This is a genomic window from Gordonia sp. NPDC003376 (genome assembly GCF_053589235.1).
This window is the reverse complement of the sequence record NZ_JBSFRM010000044.1, coordinates 12,691-33,874: the sequence shown is the minus strand read 5'-3', so window position 1 is coordinate 33,874 and position 21,184 is coordinate 12,691. Positions and strand designations below refer to the sequence as shown.

At 65.1% G+C, this 21,184-nt stretch carries 18 protein-coding genes; 9 read left to right on the top strand and 9 right to left on the bottom strand.

Features of this window, described 5'->3' with window-relative positions:
• Positions 1-740: 740 nt before the first annotated feature.
• Entirely contained in the window at positions 741-2,456 is a 1,716-nt protein-coding gene (locus ACWDUA_RS24895) for a DUF222 domain-containing protein (RefSeq protein WP_449753705.1), read from the top strand.
• Between the two features lie 617 nt (positions 2,457-3,073).
• On the opposite strand, the gene ACWDUA_RS24890 is transcribed toward ACWDUA_RS24895, so the two are convergent.
• On the bottom strand, positions 3,074-3,328 hold the full coding sequence (locus ACWDUA_RS24890; RefSeq protein WP_449753704.1) for a hypothetical protein: 255 nt from the start codon (positions 3,326-3,328) through the stop codon (positions 3,074-3,076).
• 57 nt (positions 3,329-3,385) lie between these two features.
• The gene (locus ACWDUA_RS24885) at positions 3,386-4,468 is read right to left on the bottom strand and encodes an SHOCT domain-containing protein (RefSeq protein WP_449753703.1); all 1,083 of its coding nucleotides are present in this window, start codon (positions 4,466-4,468) and stop codon (positions 3,386-3,388) included.
• Between the two features lie 103 nt (positions 4,469-4,571).
• Here ACWDUA_RS24885 and ACWDUA_RS24880 point away from each other — a divergent pair, with 103 nt between their 5' ends.
• Both ACWDUA_RS24880 and ACWDUA_RS24875 read left to right on the top strand, forming a co-directional pair.
• Positions 4,572-6,617 carry a hypothetical protein gene (locus ACWDUA_RS24880; RefSeq protein ID WP_449753702.1) on the top strand — a complete coding sequence of 682 codons (2,046 nt, stop codon included), beginning with the start codon at positions 4,572-4,574 and terminating at the stop codon, positions 6,615-6,617.
• 115 nt (positions 6,618-6,732) lie between these two features.
• Positions 6,733-7,065, top strand: coding sequence for a GNAT family N-acetyltransferase (locus ACWDUA_RS24875; RefSeq protein ID WP_449753701.1), 333 nt, complete (start codon positions 6,733-6,735; stop codon positions 7,063-7,065).
• A gap of 31 nt (positions 7,066-7,096) precedes the next feature.
• Here the strand turns inward: ACWDUA_RS24875 and ACWDUA_RS24870 are convergent, their stop codons facing one another.
• The gene (locus tag ACWDUA_RS24870) at positions 7,097-8,650 is read right to left on the bottom strand and encodes an MFS transporter (protein WP_449753700.1); all 1,554 of its coding nucleotides are present in this window, start codon (positions 8,648-8,650) and stop codon (positions 7,097-7,099) included.
• Positions 8,651-8,727: 77 nt separating this feature from the next.
• On the opposite strand from ACWDUA_RS24870, the gene ACWDUA_RS24865 reads away from it, so the two are divergent.
• The gene (locus ACWDUA_RS24865; RefSeq protein WP_449753699.1) at positions 8,728-9,378 is read left to right on the top strand and encodes a TetR/AcrR family transcriptional regulator; all 651 of its coding nucleotides are present in this window, start codon (positions 8,728-8,730) and stop codon (positions 9,376-9,378) included.
• 148 nt (positions 9,379-9,526) lie between these two features.
• Here the strand turns inward: ACWDUA_RS24865 and ACWDUA_RS24860 are convergent, their stop codons facing one another.
• The 4 genes from ACWDUA_RS24860 to ACWDUA_RS24845 form a co-directional block, all read right to left on the bottom strand.
• Positions 9,527-10,264, bottom strand: a complete 738-nt coding sequence (locus ACWDUA_RS24860) for an SDR family NAD(P)-dependent oxidoreductase (protein WP_449753698.1) — start codon at positions 10,262-10,264, stop codon at positions 9,527-9,529.
• 44 nt (positions 10,265-10,308) lie between these two features.
• Entirely contained in the window at positions 10,309-11,451 is a 1,143-nt protein-coding gene (locus ACWDUA_RS24855; protein WP_449753697.1) for a thiolase family protein, read from the bottom strand.
• 98 nt (positions 11,452-11,549) lie between these two features.
• A complete protein-coding gene (locus ACWDUA_RS24850) occupies positions 11,550-12,209 on the bottom strand; it encodes a TetR/AcrR family transcriptional regulator (RefSeq protein ID WP_449753696.1) in 660 nt (219 codons plus the stop codon).
• A 230-nt stretch (positions 12,210-12,439) separates the two neighbouring features.
• On the bottom strand, positions 12,440-13,207 hold the full coding sequence (locus tag ACWDUA_RS24845; protein WP_449753695.1) for an acyl-[acyl-carrier-protein] thioesterase: 768 nt from the start codon (positions 13,205-13,207) through the stop codon (positions 12,440-12,442).
• 222 nt (positions 13,208-13,429) lie between these two features.
• Here ACWDUA_RS24845 and ACWDUA_RS24840 point away from each other — a divergent pair, with 222 nt between their 5' ends.
• Complete coding sequence (locus tag ACWDUA_RS24840; RefSeq protein WP_449753694.1) at positions 13,430-13,825, top strand: hypothetical protein; 396 nt, start codon at positions 13,430-13,432, stop codon at positions 13,823-13,825.
• An 89-nt stretch (positions 13,826-13,914) separates the two neighbouring features.
• Here the strand turns inward: ACWDUA_RS24840 and ACWDUA_RS24835 are convergent, their stop codons facing one another.
• Positions 13,915-14,475, bottom strand: a complete 561-nt coding sequence (locus ACWDUA_RS24835) for a helix-turn-helix domain-containing protein (RefSeq protein WP_449753693.1) — start codon at positions 14,473-14,475, stop codon at positions 13,915-13,917.
• A gap of 158 nt (positions 14,476-14,633) precedes the next feature.
• Here ACWDUA_RS24835 and ACWDUA_RS24830 point away from each other — a divergent pair, with 158 nt between their 5' ends.
• Genes ACWDUA_RS24830 through ACWDUA_RS24820 form a run of 3 tightly spaced genes read left to right on the top strand, consistent with a single transcriptional unit; the run spans position 14,634 to position 17,912 of the window.
• Complete coding sequence (locus ACWDUA_RS24830; RefSeq protein ID WP_449753692.1) at positions 14,634-16,097, top strand: uracil-xanthine permease family protein; 1,464 nt, start codon at positions 14,634-14,636, stop codon at positions 16,095-16,097.
• On the top strand, positions 16,084-17,163 hold the full coding sequence (locus tag ACWDUA_RS24825) for an isopenicillin N synthase family dioxygenase (RefSeq protein WP_449753691.1): 1,080 nt from the start codon (positions 16,084-16,086) through the stop codon (positions 17,161-17,163). The genes ACWDUA_RS24830 and ACWDUA_RS24825 overlap by 14 nt, the downstream gene beginning before the upstream one ends.
• Complete coding sequence (locus tag ACWDUA_RS24820; RefSeq protein ID WP_449753690.1) at positions 17,160-17,912, top strand: alpha/beta fold hydrolase; 753 nt, start codon at positions 17,160-17,162, stop codon at positions 17,910-17,912. Before ACWDUA_RS24825 ends, ACWDUA_RS24820 begins: the two co-directional genes overlap by 4 nt.
• Here the strand turns inward: ACWDUA_RS24820 and ACWDUA_RS24815 are convergent.
• Entirely contained in the window at positions 17,905-19,524 is a 1,620-nt protein-coding gene (locus ACWDUA_RS24815; RefSeq protein ID WP_449753689.1) for a PucR family transcriptional regulator, read from the bottom strand. The two genes, ACWDUA_RS24820 and ACWDUA_RS24815, sit on opposite strands and share 8 nt — an antisense overlap.
• Before the next feature lie 130 nt (positions 19,525-19,654).
• On the opposite strand from ACWDUA_RS24815, the gene ACWDUA_RS24810 reads away from it, so the two are divergent.
• A complete protein-coding gene (locus ACWDUA_RS24810) occupies positions 19,655-21,184 on the top strand; it encodes a CoA-acylating methylmalonate-semialdehyde dehydrogenase (protein ID WP_449753688.1) in 1,530 nt (509 codons plus the stop codon).

Below are 21,184 nucleotides of genomic sequence, written 5' to 3'. Positions count from 1 at the left end.
CGCTTCAACTCCGCCGAATACCGCTTCGATCCAGACGCTGCCATAGGTTTCATCCTCCCTTGAGACGAACCCTCCGGAAACACCGGGACGGATCAGACTACTTCGGGTGGTGACCGTCTCAGAGGTGGTTACGTCCCGACTTCGGCTGTCTGAGGTTTCGACTCGTCTCGTCGCTTCGTTCCTCGTCGGCTCAACCAGCCACTGCCCATTGGTGATTGAGCCGGGACCGAGCATCGCGAGGACCCGTGTCGAAATCTCTGGAGACTACCTCGGGTAGTGGCCGTCTCGGAGGTGGTCACCGCGCGACTTCGGCTGTCTGAGGTTTCGACACGACTCGTCGCTTCGCTCCTCATCGGCTCAACCAGCAACGACGGCTTGCTGATTGAGCTTGTGTTCGTGGTGGTTACGTTCCGACTTCGGCTGTCTGAGGTTTCGACTCGTCTCGTCGCTTCGCTCCTCATCGGCTCAACCAGCAACGACGGCTTGCTGATTGAGCTTGTGTTCGTGGTGGTTACGTTCCGACTTCGGCTGTCTGAGGTTTCGACTCGTCTCGTCGCTTCGCTTCTCATCGGCTCAACCACCCACGGCCAAATGGTGAGTGAGCCGGGACCGAGCATCGCGAGGACCCGAGTCGAAATCTCTGGAGATTGCCTCGAAAACCAACCACCCCAAACCGCTTGCACACACCATCGAACACCTGTACCATAAAAGGATCTTCACGCGACAGGGGGTGAGCGTCGATGACCAACGAGACCGATACCGGTACAACCGAACCCACATCCGACGCGGCCCGTGCACTCGCCCTGATCACGCAAGGGCTGGACCTACTCGCCGCCGCCGACCTCACCGCCAGCAACGCCGACACCCTGATCACCATCGCGAAAACCGCCGAAAAATCGTTGAACCGGTTGACCTTCCAAAGCGACCGGGTGATCACCGAAATCAACCACCGAGACATCCACCGCGACCGCGGCTACCGCACCATCTTCGCGTTCATGGACACCGAACTCCACGCCTCCACCTGCAAAGCCCGACTCGAACGGATGGATCGCGTCCAACCCGAACGCTCCCTGACCGGCGAACCCACCCAACCCGAATACCCTGAACTCGCGAAAGTGTTCGCCTCCGGCGACGCCGGCACCACCCACATCGACATCGCCCTGTCCTGGCTCAAGAAAATCCCCCTCGCCGCCGCCTACGACGAAAAAATCGCGGCCGAACGCACCCTCGCCGGACACGCCACCAAATTCGGGGCCTCTGCACTCGGCACCTGCGGCTCCCGCATCATCGCCCACATCGACCCCGACGGCGAGTTGATCGAGAAGAAAGACCGCGACCGTCGACGCGGAATCACCCTCGGCAAACAAGGCGCCGACGGCATGTCCAAACTGACCGGCTACGTCGACCCCATCCTGCGAGCCCGACTCGAAACACTCTTCGCCGCCTGGGCCAAATACGGCGTCAACAACCCCGACCAGCAGAACAGCATCATCGGCGACAGCCGCACCGCCGAGATGGTCGACCCCGACGCCCTGGAGGCGGCGGCGGTCAAAGACATGCGCACCCAACCCCAACGCAACCACGATGCAGTGAACGCCCTACTGACCGCCGTGTTCGCCGACGGAATGCTCGGCACAACCAACATGGGTGTCCCGATCCAGTTGATCGTCAAAACCGATGTCAACGACCTGATCCGCGAAGCCGGGTATGCGGTCACCGCGACCGGAACCCTGATCCCCATCCCGGACCTGATCGACCTCGCCGCCGACGCCCAAATGTATCTATCAGTGTTCAAAGACCACACCGCCATCCCCCTGTACTTCGGGCAAGCCAAACGGATAGCCACGAAACATCAACGATTGATGTTGTTCTCCGCACCCGACGGCCATCACTGCTCGGCACCCGGATGCGACCGAGCAGCAGCACACGTCGAAATCCATCAAGCAGTCAACGACTTCGCCGACGGTGGGCGTACCGACATCGTCGAGTTGGCTCCGGCCTGTCCCACCCACCACCGCATGGTGGGTGACCAGCCGGGCCAGTACACGACCGGGAAAGTCAGGTCGGGTCCGGATGAGGGCCGCACCTGGTGGCAACGCAACACCAAACCCGGCCAACCCCAGAACGAGAAACAGGTCAACCGGTTACCGGATGTCGGGCAACAGTATGTGGCACACCTGGCACAAGTACGTGCCGAAATCCACGGCACCGAAACCAACACCAGCAGTACCGGTCAACCGGGCAAGGTGACTCTCGACAGCACCACCGACGACGGATTCGTCATGATCGACGACGATGCTCTGGTGATCAAGGTGTTCGACCCACCCCTCGCCATCAAACCGGAAGATCCCGATCCGGAGGACACCGGGATGAGACTCCCCATCCGGGAAATCATCACCCCCGTCGGGCCGATCGAGACCCGACTGGTCGAGATCCTCGAAGGCCTCGGGCTCTGAGCTGTCGGAGCGTTGTCCGGGTTTGTGGTGGTTGCGTCCCTGAGGTCGGCTGTCTGAGGTTTCGACTCGTCTCGTCGCTGCGCTCCTCGTCGGCTCAACCACCCACTGCAGCTTGATGATTGAGCCGGGACCGAGTATCGCGAGGACCCGTGTCGACTCGTCTCGTCGGCTCAACCATCGTGCAGCACTCGATGATTGAGCCGGGACCGATCATCGCGAGGACCCGTGTCGAAATCTCCGTAGCGTGGGCTGGGTGGTGACCACCTCCAAGGTGGTGACGTCCCTGAGGTCGGCTGTCTGAGGTTTCGACACGTCTCGTCGCTGCGCTCCTCGTCGGCTCAACCAGCAACCGCAGCTTGATGATTGAGCTTTTGGGATCGAGGTGGTGGCGTTGGGGAGCTCGGCTGTCTGAGGTTTCGACTCGTCTCGTCGCTGCACTCCTCGTCGGCTCAACCAGCCACTGCGGCTTTGTGATTGAGCCGGGACCGAGCATCGCGAGGACCCCAGTCGAAATCTCCGCAGCGCGCGCCGAGTGGTCACCACCTCCGAGGTGGTCGCGTTGGCGAGCTTAGCGGCGCACACCAGTGAGCGCTTGTGTCAATCGACGCCAACGACCATCATGGAAGGTGCCTTCCTGTCGAGGTGATCTGCTCGCCTTCTGCGCAGATGCGCACCTGCTTGCGTGAATCGAGCGCGTAGGGCTGCACTCCCAGGACCCGATGAGTCGTGATCGCAGTGATGAGGGTGACGGGATGGGGGCCGGTCGCCGACACGAGAGTCACAAGGTCTTCATCGTCGAGTATGTGATCGGAGACTTTCGCGACGGCGAGATCAGCCAGGAGCGAGGAGATCACCGGACTCAGTTCGACCACAGGGCACCCTTCGATCTCGTGATGTGATTCGGTGTCGTCACGGCTTCCACTGCGGGCTCACGACATCCTTGCGATTAATGCGCTCTTGGCTGCCTTGAACTCGTCATCGTCCAGGATGCCGCGCTGGTGCATGGCAGAGAGCTTTGCGAGTTCGTCAGCCAGGCTGGTCGGCGCAGGTGTGGATTCGACATGATGCTGCGTCCCCGGACCGACGGTGCCATGCCACAGGTACTCGGCGTAGTGACGCGCGAAATCGACGTCTCTTGCATCGAATGACCCGAAGTCGACCTCACCGTTGGCGGTCTGTACCCGGAAGTGTGGCAGTGCTCCCTTGGTGGAGAAGTCCAATCCTCGAATCTGTTCGACGGAAACTTCCAGCAGGATGCGTTGTGCTGTGGTGCGGCCGAAGTGGGTGAAACCGATGATCCGGGCGTTGGTGATCGCGGTGCCGACAGTGGACGGTGCGAATCGCCGTGCGTCCATGAACGCCCAGATGGTCTCGCCTGGGTACAGATCTGCAGAAATCGCACGAGACCAAGCGGCAGCCTTCTTCTCCTTGATGCTCGAACTCAATGCCGGAGAGTAAGTGGATCCGAGATCGTCTGCCGCTGGGGCCGCCGGAACGGGGACGGATTCGGCGGTGGGTGCAGAATTGGCCGGCGTCTGCTGCTTGACAAATGTGAGCTTTGTCGGGGTCTGGCTGGTCTGCTCGACAGCGACCGGCGATTCGTCGGTGGCAGGAACGGCAGTCGCAGGTGCAGCCTGGCGGGACATGACACCGGTGTTCTGGAGGTGCTCGACGTAGTACCGGGTGAAATCGATATCCCCGGGATCGATCACGCCGAAGTCGGTCGCCCCTTGCTCGGTGAGGACGACCATATGGATCCTCTTCCGTATACGGGGGAACGAGATGCCCCGGATCGCGTCTCTGTTCACCTGTATCGGGGTTCGTCTGGATATGCGGGCGCTCGGGTGGAAACCGGCGATTCGAAGACTTGTGACCATCGTGCCGGCAGTGGTTGGCCGAGTTCCTGCGGCACCGATGAATGCCCAGATGATCTCGCCGACACGTAGCTCGGATGCGATTGCCCGGCTCCATGCCTCGGTGTTCCCGACGAACTTGGGACTCACTTCGACCACGTTCCACACCTTCACTTCATGCCGGCAGCCCTGACATCATCACATACCCGCACGTTGTGTCGTTGGGCCGATTGATAGCGTGACCACGGGAGGCGAGCGCACGGTGAACACTGATATTCCCGAATTCGGCACCACGTCCTACCAGGGATACGGAGCGCGCTTCGACGTCGATGCCACAACGATCACCAAGGTCAACCGCGCGGTCGTCGGGGCGGTGTTCGGTGCCGGTGATCGAGTGCCGCTGAGCCGGGTGGTGGGCTACCACTTCAGGCCGGCGACACGTCTGGTGAACGGCTACCTCCAGCTCGCGGTGGCCGGCGTGACGGCCGGGAAGGCGGAACCCGGGGACGCGCATACGGTGGTGTTCACCCGCAGGATGCAGCCGCGGTTCGAGCAGCTCCGCGACTGGCTGAAGGATGTCGCCGAGGCCAATCGGGCCAACACTCCGTCTCCGATGCAGGCGGTTCGTCCGACACATCCTCACAACCCTGTTCTGGATGTGCGTGACCTCGAGATCGCGGGTGAAAGTCATCACCGGGATTCTCTCGCGCAGTTGTTCACTCGCTCGGACAAACCGCTCGGCGGGGTCATCTGGCGGGATGCGGAACTGGTTGCCGAGCCCTGGAATCCGTACGACACCAACGCCGTCGCCGTCTACATCGACCTGTTGGGCGTCGGCTACGTCCCCGTCGAGAGGGCACCCGGAATCCAGGCCACGGTGCTGCAACTCATGGAGCGCGGTGAGCGAGCCACCGTCGAGGCGCGGATCTGGGCGATCTACGAGGACGGCACCTGGTCGGCGCGCGTGACCTTGGACCCGAGCGGTGAACGGGAACCCGAGTGGCGCTATGTCGACCGGCCCACGTGGCCGGGGCGGATCAGCCCCGACGGTACCGAACGACTCAGCGATTCCGCGGTGCTGCGACAACTGGACGAGGCCGCCGAGGCCGCGCTGATCGACGGCCGTGAATTCACCGCGCTGCGACCAGATATCGCCCAAGCCCGGGCCGACGGTGACACCGACCGCGCCCTGACGTTGCTGCACACCTGCATCGACGCCGCCGAACGCAGCGCTGCCATGCTGGTATCACGCCCGGCGCCGTGGCCGACCGAACAAGCCGCGATCATCTACCGGGCGCGCAAACAGTATGACGACGAGGTGGCCATTCTCGAACGTTTTCTGCGCGCCGACCCTGAACACCTGGGCACCAAGGGATTACGCGAACGGCTGGAACGGGCACGCGAGCTCGCCGGAGCTGCGCGTGCAACACCCCCGCCACCGCCCGTTCGACACGAGATCATCGATCCCGGCGACACCTACCTCACCACCTTGCGGCCGGCTGACGAGATCGTGCTTCCCCACGCGGCCGAACTGTCCTACGAGAAGGACCACATCGAGGCGATCGACACCATTCTCGACGACGCGAACATCCCTCGGGGACAAGCACATCACACCACGGCCATCGTGCGGGAACTCGACCATGGCCCGCAGGGATGGGGGCCGCTCGCGGTCTATGTGGATCGTCGACTTGTCGGGTATGTGAGTGCGCTGGAGTCGGAGATGGTGCGGGAGGTCATCCGCCATCCGCAGCATCACGGGCACGACTGCGCCGTGCGGTGCCGGATCTTCGTCCCGGCGGGCAAAAGAGCACCGGCGCGGATCATCCTCGGCCCATACGAGCAGGCCTATGATGCCGAAGACGAAACCGAATCGGCCGCACGGGCACGGCTGCATGCGGCCGAACTGGCGGACATCCGGCGTAGCCGCCTGGCTGCCGGTGGGCCGAGCGCGGAGGATCAGCGTCGTCGGCTCGTGCGCGGCAAGGACTTCGTCGAATGGGCCGAACAGATCAAGGAGCTCAAGCGGGCGCAGCGCAACGACGAGGCACTTCAGCTGGTACTCGAATGTGTCGACGCGGCGGAGCGAGATGCCCGACTCCGCGGGCACTCCCCCGCTCCGTGGTACACCGAGCAGGCAGCGATCCTGTACCGCAAGGCGGGCAATCTCGGCGCCGAGATCAGAATCCTGGAACGGTACCGCCGTGCCTGTTCACCTGATCAGACCGACACCACGCTGGCCGAACGACTGGTGAAGGCGCAGGCCCGTTGTCCTGACACCGGAATGTCGGGTGCTGAACCCGGACTGTGAGGTGGTGACCCCCGGAATGACACAGTGGGCACCGGCGTTGGCGGAAGAGCGTGTAGCGAGTCCGTCCACCCAGAGGTGCACACCGACCGTGCGCCGGAACAGCAAGGAGAAGACCGTGACCGGTCAGAACACCGACGACGTCATCGCCGTCACCCGCAACGACGCCGAGGGCCGATTCGAGATCACCGTGAACGGTGAGCTCGCCGGATTCACCATCTTCATCGACCGTGGCGCACAACGCATCTTCCCGCACACCGTCGTCGAGGAGAAGTTCGGCGGCCGTGGTCTGGCCACCACTCTCATCCATGACGCCCTCGCCGAGACCCGTACGGCCGGGCTCCGTGTGGTACCTGTGTGCCCGGCCGTCGCGCGCTATGTGTCGAAGCATCCCGAGGTCACCGACATCGTCGACCCGGTGAGCCCGGATATCCTCCAGTCCCTGGGCTGACGCCTCGGTTCGCCTGATCAAGGAGCGCCGATCAGTGCGCGATCACGACGGTCTCGGCGTCGACCTTCGGCGGCTTCGTCGGATAGAGCAGCGCTGCGAGGACTGCCCCGACCGCGAAGAATCCTGCCGACCACCAGAAGGCGGTGTGGTAGCCCGCCAGCTGGGCGCCCTGCTCGATCGCGTGCAGGGCGTCCGGCGTGGCAGTGGTGGTCGGCTGGTGCCCGGTGACGTAGTCGGCGGCAGCGGTGGCCGCGAAGCTCGACAGCAATGAGATGCCCATCGATCCGCCGACCTGCTGGGCGGTGTTGACCGTGGCCGATGCGACTCCCGCGTCCTCGGCCGCGACGCCGCTGGTGGCGAAGCCCATGGCGGTCGCGAACACGGATCCGAGACCGATGCCGAACAGCAGCAGGCCGGGCAGCACGCCGATGGCGTATGTGCTGTCGACGTCGATGGTCGTGAGAAACACCATCGCACTCGCTGACAACGCCAGGCCCACGCCCACCAGGATCTTGGGGCTGACCTTCTGGGTCACGTTCCCGACCACAGCCGCGGTGAGTGCCAGCGCCGCCACCATCGGCAGGAATGCGACGCCCGTGGCCACCGGGCTGTACCCGAGGGTGGCCTGTAGGTAGTAGGTCAGGAACAGGAAGACACCGAACATTCCGATAGCGGCGACGAACATCACGAGGTACGACGTGCCACGCACGCGGTCGAGCACCACGCGGAGCGGGAGCAGCGGATGCGTCACCTTGGTCTCGACCAGGACGAACACCGCGAGGAGGGTCACCCCGACGACGATGAAGGTGATGGTCCACGCGTCCGACCATCCGTTGACCTCGGAGTTGGCGAGGCCGTAGACCAGTGAGAACAAGCCGAGAGTGGCGGTGACGGTACCCGGCCAGTCGAGTGAGCCGGCCGAATCGTCGGCCTTGTGGGCCGGGATCAGTGTGACCGCGCCGATGAGCGCGACCATGGCGAAGATGACGTTGACGTACAGGCACCAGTTCCACGAGATGTACTCGGTGAGCACACCGCCGAGCAGAAGGCCGATGGCACCGCCGGCGCCGGAGATCGCACCGTAGATGCCGAAGGCGCGCCCACGCTCACCACTGTGCGAGAACGTGACGGTGAGCAGCGACAACGCCGCGGGCGCCAGAAGTGCACCGAACACGCCCTGCAGGGCGCGCGCGATCACCAGTACCTCGAAGGTCGGGCTCCAGCCACCGAGGGCGGAGGCCGCCGCGAACCCGACCAGTCCGATGATGAAGGCCTGCTTGCGTCCGTATTGGTCGTTGATGCGCCCACCGAGCAGGAGCAGGCCGCCGAATGCCAGTGAGTAGGCGGTGACGACCCATTGGCGCAGATCGTCGTCGAAGCCCAGATCCTGTTGGGCCGCAGGCAAAGCGATGTTCACGATCGTCGCATCGAGTACGACCATGAGCTGGGCGGTGGCGAGCACGACGAGAATCCACCAGCGGTGCGGGTGGGCTTCGCCGGTCGGTGGACTCGCGGCTGGTGGGGTGGTTTCGGTGTCGGACGACACGGCGGAAGCTCCTCGGATAGACGATACGGAATCAGTCATTCCGTTTCTGACCCGGACAAGCATAGTCGAGCAAGCGGAATAGCGCATTCCGCTTCTCCATCGGTAGGGTTCTCGACATGGCATCAGAGGTCGGCGAGTCGGGACCACGCCTACGCAGCGACGCAGCCCGTAACGTGGAACGGATCACCGAGGCCGCCATGGAGGTCTTTGCTGAGCGGGGTCTCGAGGTGTCGATGGCCGACGTCGCCGAACGTGCAGGTGTGGGGGTCGGGACGGTCTATCGCCGCTTCGAGGACAAGGCCGGGCTCGTGGCCGCACTGTTCACCAGCCAGGTGGATGCGGTGATCACGTCGATGGATGCGGTGTCGCGGGCCGAGGACACGGCCGCGTCCTTCGTCGATCATCTCACCTACCTGTGCGCCCAGATGGCCGAGAACAAGGGTCTCCGGCAGATCGTGCTCCAGGAGGTCGCACCTCCGGGCGCGACGCAATCGGCGGCGCTCGAACGGATGATCCCGGCGTCGGATGTCCTGGTCGGCAGGCTCAAAGAGCTCGGATGGATGCGGCAGAGCTTCCACGGCGCCGACGTCCCGTTGATCCTCGCGGCGGTCGGGGCGGCGTGTGAACTCGGCGGTACGGACAATCCGACACTGTGGCGGCGCACCTTGCGACTGATGGTGGACGGCATGCGTCAGGACAGTCGGGTTCCCTCTGACATCGCCGACGTTCCGCCGGCGGTGGCGCCGCATCAGCAGACGAAGGGGTGACGTCGGCGGAGTTGTCATCCGGCGACGCGGACTACTGACCGGCCGGACGCAGACGACCCGAATGACGAAGACCGGGGGCGGTCTGTTCGGACGGGACGAACAGACCGCCCCCGGCGATCGGATACGGCTGCGATCATGTGGCGGTGCGTCAGATGGAGATACCGCCGTCGACGGGTAAGACCGCGCCGGTGATGTACCCCGACTCTCGCGAGGCGAGAAATGCCACCGCAGAACACATCTCACTCGGATCGGCGAATCGCCCCATCGGGATGCCCGCGGTCAGTTCGGCCTTCTTGTCGTCGGGAATCGACGCCACCATACGGGTCTCGGCGTTCGGCGAGATGGCGTTCACCGTCACTCCGAATCGGGCGAGCTCCTTGGCCGCGGTCTTCGTGAACCCGATGATCCCGGCCTTCGCGGTCGCATAGTTGGCCTGTCCGGTGTTACCCCGCAGCCCGGTGTAGGAGGTCACGTTGATCACCCGGCCGAACTCTTGAGACCTGAAGTGCGGCACACACGCTCGCGTCATCCGGAACGTGCCGCCGGCGTGGATCTCGAGGACCTGCGCCCAGTCGTCGTCGGTGAGCTTCCACAGCAGCCGATCGCGCAGGATCCCGGCATTGTTCACGATGACGTCGATCCGCCCGGTGTCGGCGATGATGCGCTCGACCGCCGTCTCGATGTCGGCGGTACTGCCGACATCGGCGTGAATGGCCCGGGCGCCGACCTCGGCCGCGGCTTTGGCCACCTCGTCCTCGTCGAAGTCGAGCAGGAACACATCGGCCCCGGTCCGGACGAAGAACCGCCCCAGTTCCAGGCCGATCCCGCGTGCACCGCCGGTGACGGCGACAGTCTGACCGGTGAAATCGAAGGTGATGTTTGTCATCGCTTGCTTTTCGCTCGATTCCGTTGTGATGTGGTCGATTCCGGTCAGAGCAGTTCGAGGATGGTGGCGTTGGCCTGGCCGCCGCCCTCACACATCGTCTGCAGTCCGTAGCGAATGTTGTTGGCGCGCATGTGATGCAGCATGGTCGTCATCAGACGTGCGCCCGAGCCGCCGAGCGGGTGACCTAGGGCGATGGCACCGCCACGCGGGTTCACCGTGGCCAGATCGACGCCGAACTCGGCCTGCCAGGCGAGCACGACGGGTGCGAACGCCTCGTTGACCTCGAACACGCCGATGTCGTCGATGCTCAGGCCCGACTTCGCGAGGGCCTTGTGCGTGGCCGGGATCGGCCCGGTCAGCATCGGCATCGGCGCCGACCCGGCGACGACGGCCGTGTGGACACGTGCCAGCGGGGTGAGTCCGGCCTTGGCGGCGGCCTCGGAGGTCATCATGAGCAGACCAGCCGAACCATCCGAGATCTGCGACGAGTTGGCTGCCGTGACGCGTCCGTCCTCGCGGAACACCGGACGCAGCTTCGCCAGTCCGTCCGCGGTGCCGCCACGACGGATGCCTTCATCGACGGAGACGGTCTCGCCCTTGACGTCGATGGGTGCGATCTCGTCGGTGAACAGTCCGCCGTCGCTCGCCGCTGCCGCGCGCTCATGCGAGGCGAGCGCGAACTCGTCGAGCTGCTGCCGGGACAGTTTCCAGTCGTCGGCGATCATCTCGGCGCCGATCCCCTGATTGGGGAACTCTGCGCCATAGCGCTCGATGTAGCGCTCCCCCAGTGGGTTTCCCGACGCCGCAGCCGAGCCCATCGGAACGCGGGACATGCTCTCCACGCCGCCCACCACGACGGCGTCGTAGTGTCCGGCGACGAGGCCCGCGGCACCGAAGCTCACCGCCTGCTGGGACGATCCGCACTGGCGGTCGACGGTGGTGCCGGGCACCGACTCCGGCCATCCCGCCGAGAGAACCGACGTGCGTGCGATGTCGAAGGTCTGGTCGCCGACCTGGTTCACGCAACCCCAGATCACGTCGTCCACGATCGCGGGGTCGATCCCGGTGCGGCTGACGATGCTGTCGAGAATGTGCGCGGACAGGTCGGCCGGATGCACGGTCGACAGTCCCCCGTTTCGTTTGCCGAGCGGGGTGCGGACGGCGGCGACGATCACTGCGTCGGACATGGCTTCTCCTCAGATTGTCGGTGGGATTGTTCATCCGGCGCACCGTTATGCGTCGGTGAGTGCGGAATTGTCTTGTGGCTATGGGTTTTCAGGATGGTTCAGGGTTGTCGGAGGATTCCTGATGCCCAGATCTCGGCAAGGGTGCGGGCAGCCTCCTGGGGTGTCACGTCGGTGACGACGCCATCCCGGAGTGCGTAGCACTGGAAGGCATAGAACTCGGTCATGCCGCAGATCATCTCGGCGGCGACCTCCACGTTGACACCGGCTCGGAGACTGTCGGATTCGACACCGCGCCGCAGGACATGGGCGAAACGCGCGTAGAACGCCCGCCGGGCGCCGGCCCAGAGCGCGGTGACCTCCGGGTCGGTCTGCCCCAGTTCGGCCAAGAGGCCGAACAGTGCGCGGTGGGACTCGTAGAACGTGAAATACAGTTCGGTGGAACGCATCACCGCATCCATCGGATCGGTGTCGTCCCAGGGCACGCGAATGAACTCGAAGGCCTCGTCGGTGAGGTCCCGGAGCAAAACCAACATGATCTCGCGGCGGTCGGTGAAGTAGCGGTAGAAGGCGCCTCCGGAGAGTCCGGCCTTCGTTGTGATGTCGGTGATCCGGACGCCGGCATACCCGCGCTCGGCGAACAGCGATGTCGCCGCTGCGAGAAGCCGATCCCGGGTATCGCGTCCCTTGGGCGTCGGTGGGTCCAGGATCGTCGGTGGACGTGGGGGCTCGACGTCGGCGCGCGCGGAAGCGTCGCTCATCGGTCCTCCTCGACACTCGGTTGGCGGGCACAGGGTGGTGGTCGGGGGTCACACCGCCGTGCACGGCGTGGCCGTCGTCGCAACCATAACGGAGCCTCATATTTTTGTAAATGTGACGCCACTTTTGCCGCGCGGGTGCTCGTCGTCGCACAGACGACAAGGCCCTGCAGCGTGGGCTGCAGGGCCTGGGGAATCAGCGGAACGGGGGAATCAGCGGAACGGCGCCGTGGTCACAACGCGGTGACGGTCACCGTGGTGCACAGAACCTGATCAGAGAAGATCCACAACGAGACGCCACGGTCTGTGGTCGCCGACCGGATGGTGACGTGATCGGTGATCGGTACCGGCTTGAGGTACTCGATGACAGCTCGGTGTGGGCGGGACAAGAGGTCGCGGTGGTCGGTCAACTGCGACTCGACCGCATGCCAGTAGGCAGCGTTGTTCATGTGCTCGAACATATCGAAATCGCTGGGGCGCAGCGGAAACAGTGCAGTTGCCGCATCGGTGGGGTTCATCGAATGCCAGCGCAGACGGGTCTCGGTCACGCCCGAGTTCAGGTCTTCGAGCATGTCGTCGGTGATACGTGCCGGTCGGCCGTCCCGGGTGACGTTGATGCAGAAGCTCTCGGTTTCGACGTGTCCGTTCGGCCGAATGTCGGGGTTGAACGGTGTCTGGGCGGGTGTGCCGGTGATCCGTTGCCGCATGTCGACCCACCGTGTCGACGACGCCGAACACCAACGCGTGATGTCGACGTCGCCAGGCCAGGTGATCGGCTCGATGACGTCGATGATGTTGCGTCGCAAGATCCAGAAAGGGTTGGTCGCGCCGAACGGCGACTGGTCGATCATGTCCATCGCGATGTCCTGCAGATAGCGGGCCACTCCGGCGAGGGTGACGGTCATCGTCGGATCGCAGTCGTCGATGCGGACTCGGTAGGTGACGTCGAAGGGATGAGCTGTCGGCGAGATGTCGGGAAGGCCGGACGTCAACGATGTCATCGCGCCGAGGGTAGCAGCGCGAGTTGCGCACGCATCTGCCGGCCGCGCGGCCACCTCCCACATGCGCGGTAGATCTACCGCGCATGTGGGAGGTGCGTCGGGAGTATCGACGTCGTTCGACCAGTCGAATTGACGAGCCCCCCGTCGCGGGTCGCGTGGTGCGGTCGTACTCCCGTGTCACGATCGTGGTGATTCGGTTGAGTGGAACGGTAGGAGAGAGCAGTGAATGCGGTCAGGCGTGGCGTTGTGGGTGTGACCATCGCGGCGAGTGTGATGTGTGGCGGATTTGGCGTCGCACAGGCCATCCCGCCATCGGAACTCAACGGTTCGGTGACCGATGCGAGTACTGACGTCGAGGTGGCCAATGAGGCGTACCGAGACCTGACCATGAATCGGTTCACCTACCAAGAAGCGACCGTGTACCTGATCGGCGACAAGACCGCAGTACAGGCGACCGCGTCGTTGAACCAACACCTGGGACGATACTGCGCGGCAGCGCGAATGATCAGCACGGCGATCGCGGATCTCGGATACAACAGCGCGACGATCCAGAACTTCTACTATGAGTCGGGCTGCATGAATGCACCGAGCGTGACCCATGAGGGCCCGACGTCCTGACCGTACCCGGGCGCCCGGTCAACGGAAAGTGGTGCCCGATCAACGGAAAGTAGGGCCCGGTCAACGGGATTCGGTCTCCGGACTCGGGCTCAGAAACTCGGTGGGGTGCTGACGAAGAGGAACCGTACCTCGTCGTCGGTGTCGTTGAACCACTGATGTGCGAGCGTCGCCGGGAAGTGGGCGGTGTCTCCCGGGGCCAATATGTGATCGACACCGTCGATGTTCAGTCGCACCGTGCCGGAGATGACGTAGACGAACTCCTCCCCTGCGTGCGTCGTGGCCGCTTCGGCTCCGCTGTGGGGCTCGGCGGTCACCTCGTTGCAATCGAGTGACCGTGTCCCCGACAGGCAGAACCGGACGACGGCCGACGGCCCGAGGTTGTACTGCCGGGCGTCGGCGGCGCGGATGACGGTGGTGGGTTGCCTGCTGCCCTCCTCGAGGAGGGCGTGTGCGGTGGTGCCGAGTGTCTGGGCGATCTTGTGCAGGTTGATGACGCTGGGCGCGGTGTTGCCGTTCTCGACCTGACTCAGGAACGGCTGGGAGAGGTCGGTCCGCCGGGCCACCTCTGCCATGGTCAGTCCGGCGGCCTTGCGGGCACTCCGGATCGAGGCGCCCAATGAGCGTGCGAGCAGCGCTTGGTCGTCATCCACGCTTTGCAACGTAGCAGCCGCGATGATGGAGGGTTTCGGCTGGTCACCGGGCCTGTAACCCGTAGGTCACGGACGAAATCCGCCCGTAACAGGATCGACTCAGATTATGAAATATTAGTCTGGAGAATACTCTGTGTTCCTACGACATGGAGTGTCCCATGACCGCAATCTCCGACTTGCCGGCACGTCCGGAGGTCCACCCGGTCGACGTTCGTCCACCGATCCCCCGACTCGTGATCTTCGGCATCCAGCACGTGCTGATCATGTACACCGGCTGCGTCAGCGTCCCGCTGATCTTCGGTGCCGCGGTCGGCCTGGACGCCGCAGACATCGCCATCCTGATCTCTGCCGACCTCCTGATCTCCGGCGTGATCACCCTCATCCAGAGTCTCGGTATCGGCCGTGCGGTGGGTGTCCGACTACCGATCATCTGCGGCGGGACGTTCGCCTCGCTCACCCCGATGATCCTCATCGCCCACGAGTACGGAATGCCCGCCGTCTACGGGTCGATGCTCATCGGCGGGATCATCGGCATCCCGCTCGCGTGGCTGTTCGCCGGTCTGCTCAAGTTCTTCCCGCCGCTCGTCACCGGCGCGGTGCTGACCGTCGTCGGACTGTCGCTCATCGGTGTCGCCGGCGGCCTGATCGTGGGCAGCGATCCTGCGGCCGCCGACTACGCCTCCCCCGGCAACATCGGACTCGCCGTACTGATCATCGCCATCGCGGTCGGGATCCTCTGCCTCGGCCGCGGCATGTGGCGCCAGCTCGGCGTACTCCTGGCGCTCGTCGTCGGTACCGCCATCGCGATTCCGATGGGTATGTACAACTTGGACGCCGTCGGTGACGCCGCCTGGGTCGGAATTCCGCAACCGTTCCACTTCGGTCCGCCGGAGTTCCCCGTCACCGCGGTGGTCGCGATGTCGATCGTGATGGTCGTGGTGTTCGCCGAATCGACCGCGAGCATCCTCGCTCTGAGCGAGATCACCGGAAAGCATGTCAGCAGAGGCGATCTGGCCCGTGGCCTCACCGGCGACAGCATCTCCGGCATCCTCGGTGCGGTCTTCAACGCCTTCATCGACACCGTCTACACGAACAACGTGGGTGCCGTCGCCACGACCCGGGTGTTCAGCCGCTACGTCACCGCGGTGAGTGGCGTCATCCTGATCGTGCTCGGTCTGATCCCGAAACTCGGTGCCTTCGTCGCCGGTGTGCCCGGTCCGGTGATCGGCGGGGTCGGTCTGATCATGTTCGCCGTGGTCGCGATCGTCGGCGTCAACACATTGCGGTCGGTCGATCTCGGCGACCCGATCAACATGACCATCGCCTCGGTGGCCGTCGGAATCGGTATGCTGCCCACCTTCATCCCGGGCATGTTCACCAAGTTCCCGGACTCCGCCCAGATCGTCCTCGGCAGCGGGATCACGCTCGCCGCGATCACCGCCTTCCTGCTCAACCTCGTCCTCAACCACACCCGGCTCGGCGAGCACGCACGTGATGCCCTGACCGTGGGTACCCCGAGCCCGGATGCCCCGAGCCTGGAAGCAACAGACCAGAGTGCCCTGTCCCGCACCACTGACGACCCGAACCACCTACCGATCGGAGACACCGATGCCGCACGCTGACACCCCCACCGCTTCTGCTGTTCCCCCCTTCGACGTTCCCGTCGTCGACATCAGCGCCTACACCGCCGGTGGCAGTACGGCCGATCGTGCCGAGGCCGCGCGACAGATGGACATCGCCTGTTCCACAGTGGGATTCGTGCAGATCCTCGGTCACGGCGTCCCTCAGGCGGCGATCGCCGACCTGGCCGGCGCGGTCGACGACTTCTTCGCCCAGTCGCTGGACGAGAAGAAGGGCCATCGTGCGCCGGGCAATCGTGGCTACACGCCACCGAAGAGCGAATCCCTCAGTCTGAGCCTCGGTCTGGAGTCGGCGAGCCGGATGAACGACTTCTTCGAGGCATTCAACGTCGGTGCCGAGGCACGCTGGTACCCCGAACTCGACCTGTCCGAGGACGACTACGGGATCAACGTCTGGCCGGACATCCCCGACTTCCGTCCGCGTATCGAGGCCTACTACGACCATGCGGCTCGCGTGGCACGCACACTGACCACCGTCTTCGCCGACGCGCTGGATCTGCCGAGCGACTACTTCGAGTGTCTGACCGATCACTCTGTGGACGTGCTGCGGATGAACAACTATGCGCTGCCGGAGGGCACCGTCACCCTCGACGGCGAACTCACCGGCATGGGCGAACACACCGACTTCGGACTGGTCACCGTGTTGTGGGCCGACCAGGTCGCGGGGCTGCAGGTGCTGGGCGGCGACGGTGTCTGGCACGACGTGCAGCCGCTCGACGGTGCACTCCTGATCAACCTCGGCGACCTCACCGCACGCCTGACGAACGACCGGTGGACCTCGACACTCCATCGGGTCAAGCCGCCGATCGTGGACGGAACGATCAAGCGTCGTCGATCGGTCGCGTTCTTCCACGACGGCAACATCGATGCCACCATCGCCACCCTGCCCAGCCATCTCGACGCCGACGACGGACTGGCCTACGAGCCGATCACCGTCCGTGACCACATCTCCGCCAAACTCGCCGGATCCCGTCAGGGCAAGGCGAACACGGCCGCGGTGCGTGAGGCGGGCCGCGTGCTCGCCGCAGCGAAGGGCTGGATGGCGTGACCGGGCCCGCCGTCGTCCTGATCCACGGTGCGTGGGCCGGGAGCTGGGTGTGGAACCCGCTTCTGGAACCGTTCACCGACGCGGGCATGCGACCGATCCCGGTGACCCTGCCCGGGGTCGGCGGCACCCTCGACGAACCCGCCGAGCTCGACGATGTCGTCGCCGCGGTGATCGGACAGATCGCCGACGTCGAGGGGCCGGTGGTGATCGTCGGTCATTCCGGCGGCGGCGTGGTCGCCACGAATGTCGCCGAGGCGCTCGCCGAACGCGTCGCGGGTGTGGTCTATGTGGCAGGCATGATGTTGCCCTCCGGTGGGTCGTTCGTCGACGCCTGTGATCGCGCCGGACTCACAGCGCCCGTGGGGATCTCGCGCTACCTGGAGTACAGCACCGACGGTGCGTTGTCGACGGTACCGGCGGAGGCGGCCGCGACGATCTTCTTCCACGAGGCCGCACCCGACGACGCAGTGTCCGCAGCCCGGAAGATGGTGCCGCAACGCGAGTCCGCCCGCCTCATCTCCCCCACCTGGACCCCGGAACGATTCGGCCGGCTACCCCGGTGCTACATCGAGGCCACACTGGACCGGTCGGTACCGATCCAGGCGCAGCGGCAGATGCAGGATCTGGTTCCGGGAGCAACGCAGGTCACCCTGGACAGCGACCACGCACCACAGCTCTCGGCGCCGGCCGCGGTGGCTTCGGCCATCATCGACTTCGCGGTGTCGGTGACGACGCATCCGGTCAGGTAGGGCGTTCGCCATCGGTGCGGGCGGCGCGCCGCACGTCGTAGATCAGGGTCGCCACCGACAGCGACAACAGCGATTCCGGATCGGACAGGTCCACCCCGAGGATCTCCTCGACGGCGCGCAGGCGCTTGTAGAGCGCGGGTCTGCTGATGTGCATCCGCTGTGCGACCGCGACCTTGTTCCCGTTGAGTTGCACATGATTTCGGAGCAGGTCGAGGTGCTCGGGGGCGTCGTTGAGGAGGCGGCGCAACTCGGTTTCGGCGAAGGCCTGGACACGCGGATCATCCTTCAACACGGCGATGAGGCCACGCAGCCGGGTGTCGGTGGCCCGGTAATAGGGCCGCCGTCGTCCGGACATGGCGCCGGCCACCTCCGCGATGTGGGCGGTGTCCGCGAGGGCTCGGATCGCCGGGATCAGCCGGGCGTCGGGTTCGCCGACCGCCACCGTGCAGCGGTGGGCGCCGGCAGTGCGGCCGACCGCCTCGTGCAGGCGGTCGGCCAGGGCGGTCAACGTCGATTCCGTATCCCGGCCACGGCCCGGCCGCAGTGCGAGGACGGCATGGATGTCACCGTGGGGTCGCAGGGTGAACAAGCCGGTGTGGCCGACCGAACGCACCGTGTGGGAGATCGCCTCGAGAAGCTGGGTGGACCGGCGTTGCGCCGCAAGCGGATCGGTGTCGGGGGCGGCGGTGTCGACCCGGACGACCACCGGCCAGTACTGGCGAGCACGTGCGAGTCCGAGTGCGTGTGCGCGGGCGGCGATCTCGGACTCGGCGGAGATCCGTCGGTCGACGACGTCGTCGATCAGTCCGCTCTGGGCTCGTTGATGCAGGCTCGTCCGGTCGCGTTCGATCATCCGGTTGAGCGCCAATGCGGCACCGGCACGTTCGAGCACCCGGACCGTGCGGTCACGCTCGGCCGGGGCGCGCGGGACTATCACCCGTCCCCACGCCTCCCCTCGCGGTCCGACCGTCGACCACACCCAGGGTTCGGTCCCGGCGCTGTCCTCCGGGTTCCGTCGGGAGCGCCGCTCCCAGTCGTAGAGCGTGATCGCGGTGTCGGCATGGGGTGCGATCGTGGAGGTGAGCAGCTGATGCGACAGATCCTCGAGGACGACAGGCTCGTCGAGCATATGGGCCGCGGCAGCCACGATCTCGTCCACCGACGCGCGGTTCATGCTCAACTCGGTGAAGGTCTCGTGGACCAGCCGATCGAAGGCGACGACCTCGTACTGCTCGGCAACCAACCGTCGATGCACCGCCTCGGTGACGTCGACGAAGCGCACCGACCGACGCAGGACGATCAGGGCCAGGCCGGCATCGCGCGCGAGTTGCGTGACCGCGTCGGGGAGCGTGGGAACGGCCGACCCGAGTTCGACGACCACACCCACCGCACCGGAACTCGACAACCCCTGAAGGTATCGCTGCGGCCAGTTCGCCAGCGACGCTCCGGTGGTCAGGATCAACTCGCCACCGGTGAGCAGTCCGGACAGATCGGGGACGTCGCCCACGTGTACCCACCGGATGGTGTCGTCGATGCGCCGATCACTGAGCACGACGGGATCCCCGCGTTGCAGTTCGGGGAGTCCGAGGACGTCACGCACCGTGATGCTCATTGACAGAGTGTAAATCCGGCCACCGAAACGCGTACATGTCGTCACCACCGCGGCTGCTCCTCGGGACCGAGACTGGAACGGTACGCCGGGTCGGTGTGACCCGGTATCCGCTTCGACCAGAGAGGTCCTGATGACCACCGTTTCTCATTGGGTCAACAACAAGGTGTTCCCGGGTGCGTCGAATGCGACCGCGCCGGTGACGAATCCGGCGACCGGCGAGGTGACCGCTCGGGTCGTGCTGGCCGACGTCGCGGATGCGCGGGCGGTGATCGATGCCGCGGCCGCCGCGTTCCCGGCGTGGCGGGACACATCGCTGGCCAGGCGCACCGAGATCCTGTTCCGCTTCCGGGAACTGCTCAACGTACGCAAGGGTGAGCTGGCCGAGATCATCACCGCCGAACACGGCAAGGTGGTCTCGGATGCGCTCGGCGAGGTGACCCGCGGTCAAGAGGTCGTCGAATTCGCGTGTGGGATAGCGCATCTACTCAAGGGTGGATTCACCGAGAATGCGTCGACCAAGATCGACGTCCACTCCGTGGCCCAGCCGGTGGGGCCGGTGGGCATCATCTCGCCGTTCAACTTTCCGGCGATGGTGCCGATGTGGTTCTTCCCCGTCGCTGTCGCCGCCGGCAACACGGTGGTCCTCAAGCCGTCGGAGAAGGATCCGTCGGCGTCGCTGTGGCTCGCCGAGCTGTGGAAAGAGGCCGGCCTCCCGGATGGAGTCTTCAACGTCCTCCAGGGCGACAAGACCGCCGTGGACGAACTGCTGACCAACCCCGCGATCAAGGCGATCAGCTTTGTCGGGTCCACCCCGATCGCGCAGTACGTCTATGCCACCGGCACGGCCGCGGGCAAACGCGTACAGGCACTGGGTGGGGCGAAGAACCATGCCATCGTGCTGCCCGACGCCGACCTCGACGTCGCCGCCGATGCGATGGTGAACGCCGGCTTCGGATCCGCCGGTGAACGCTGCATGGCGATTTCGGTGTGCGTGGCCGTCGGTGACATCGCCGACGACCTCGTCGGTCGGATCGCCGAACGCGCCGCAGCCATCCGGACCGGTGACGGAACCCGCAACTGCGACATGGGCCCCTTGGTGACCCGGGTGCACCGGGACAAGGTGGCAGCCTATGTCGACGCCGGCGAGGCCGACGGAGCCACCCTCGTCCTCGACGGGCGGACGGTGCAGCCCGACGGTGACGCCGACGGTTTCTGGTTGGGACCCTCGCTGATCGACCACGTCAGCTCCGACATGAGCATCTACACCGACGAGATCTTCGGTCCGGTTCTGAGTGTGGTTCGTGTGGATTCCTATGACGAGGCCCTCGAACTGGTCAACCGGAATCCGTTCGGCAACGGCACCGCGATCTTCACCGCGAACGGTGCGGCGGCGCGACGGTTCCAGAACGAGGTCGAGGTGGGCATGGTGGGGATCAACGTGCCGATCCCGGTTCCGATGGCCTATTACAGCTTCGGTGGCTGGAAGGCGTCGCTGTTCGGGGACAGCCACGCCCACGGTGTGGAGGGTGTGCACTTCTTCACCCGCACCAAGGCGATCACGACCCGCTGGATCGAGACCGACGCCTTCCTCGCCCGCACCGACCGCGCCGCAACGGCCACCACACCCGAGCTCGACCTCGGCTTCCCCCAGAACGTGTGA

Coding starts and splice junctions, on each gene's coding strand:
- ACWDUA_RS24845 (WP_449753695.1), bottom strand. CDS start 13,207: ATGACATCGTTGACGTCCGGCCTTCCCGACATCTCGCCGACAGCTCAT.
- ACWDUA_RS24810 (WP_449753688.1), top strand. CDS start 19,655: ATGACCACCGTTTCTCATTGGGTCAACAACAAGGTGTTCCCGGGTGCG.
- ACWDUA_RS24870 (WP_449753700.1), bottom strand. CDS start 8,650: ATGACTGATTCCGTATCGTCTATCCGAGGAGCTTCCGCCGTGTCGTCC.
- ACWDUA_RS24865 (WP_449753699.1), top strand. CDS start 8,728: ATGGCATCAGAGGTCGGCGAGTCGGGACCACGCCTACGCAGCGACGCA.
- ACWDUA_RS24850 (WP_449753696.1), bottom strand. CDS start 12,209: ATGAGCGACGCTTCCGCGCGCGCCGACGTCGAGCCCCCACGTCCACCG.
- ACWDUA_RS24825 (WP_449753691.1), top strand. CDS start 16,084: ATGCCGCACGCTGACACCCCCACCGCTTCTGCTGTTCCCCCCTTCGAC.
- ACWDUA_RS24830 (WP_449753692.1), top strand. CDS start 14,634: ATGACCGCAATCTCCGACTTGCCGGCACGTCCGGAGGTCCACCCGGTC.
- ACWDUA_RS24860 (WP_449753698.1), bottom strand. CDS start 10,264: ATGACAAACATCACCTTCGATTTCACCGGTCAGACTGTCGCCGTCACC.
- ACWDUA_RS24895 (WP_449753705.1), top strand. CDS start 741: ATGACCAACGAGACCGATACCGGTACAACCGAACCCACATCCGACGCG.
- ACWDUA_RS24815 (WP_449753689.1), bottom strand. CDS start 19,524: ATGAGCATCACGGTGCGTGACGTCCTCGGACTCCCCGAACTGCAACGC.
- ACWDUA_RS24855 (WP_449753697.1), bottom strand. CDS start 11,451: ATGTCCGACGCAGTGATCGTCGCCGCCGTCCGCACCCCGCTCGGCAAA.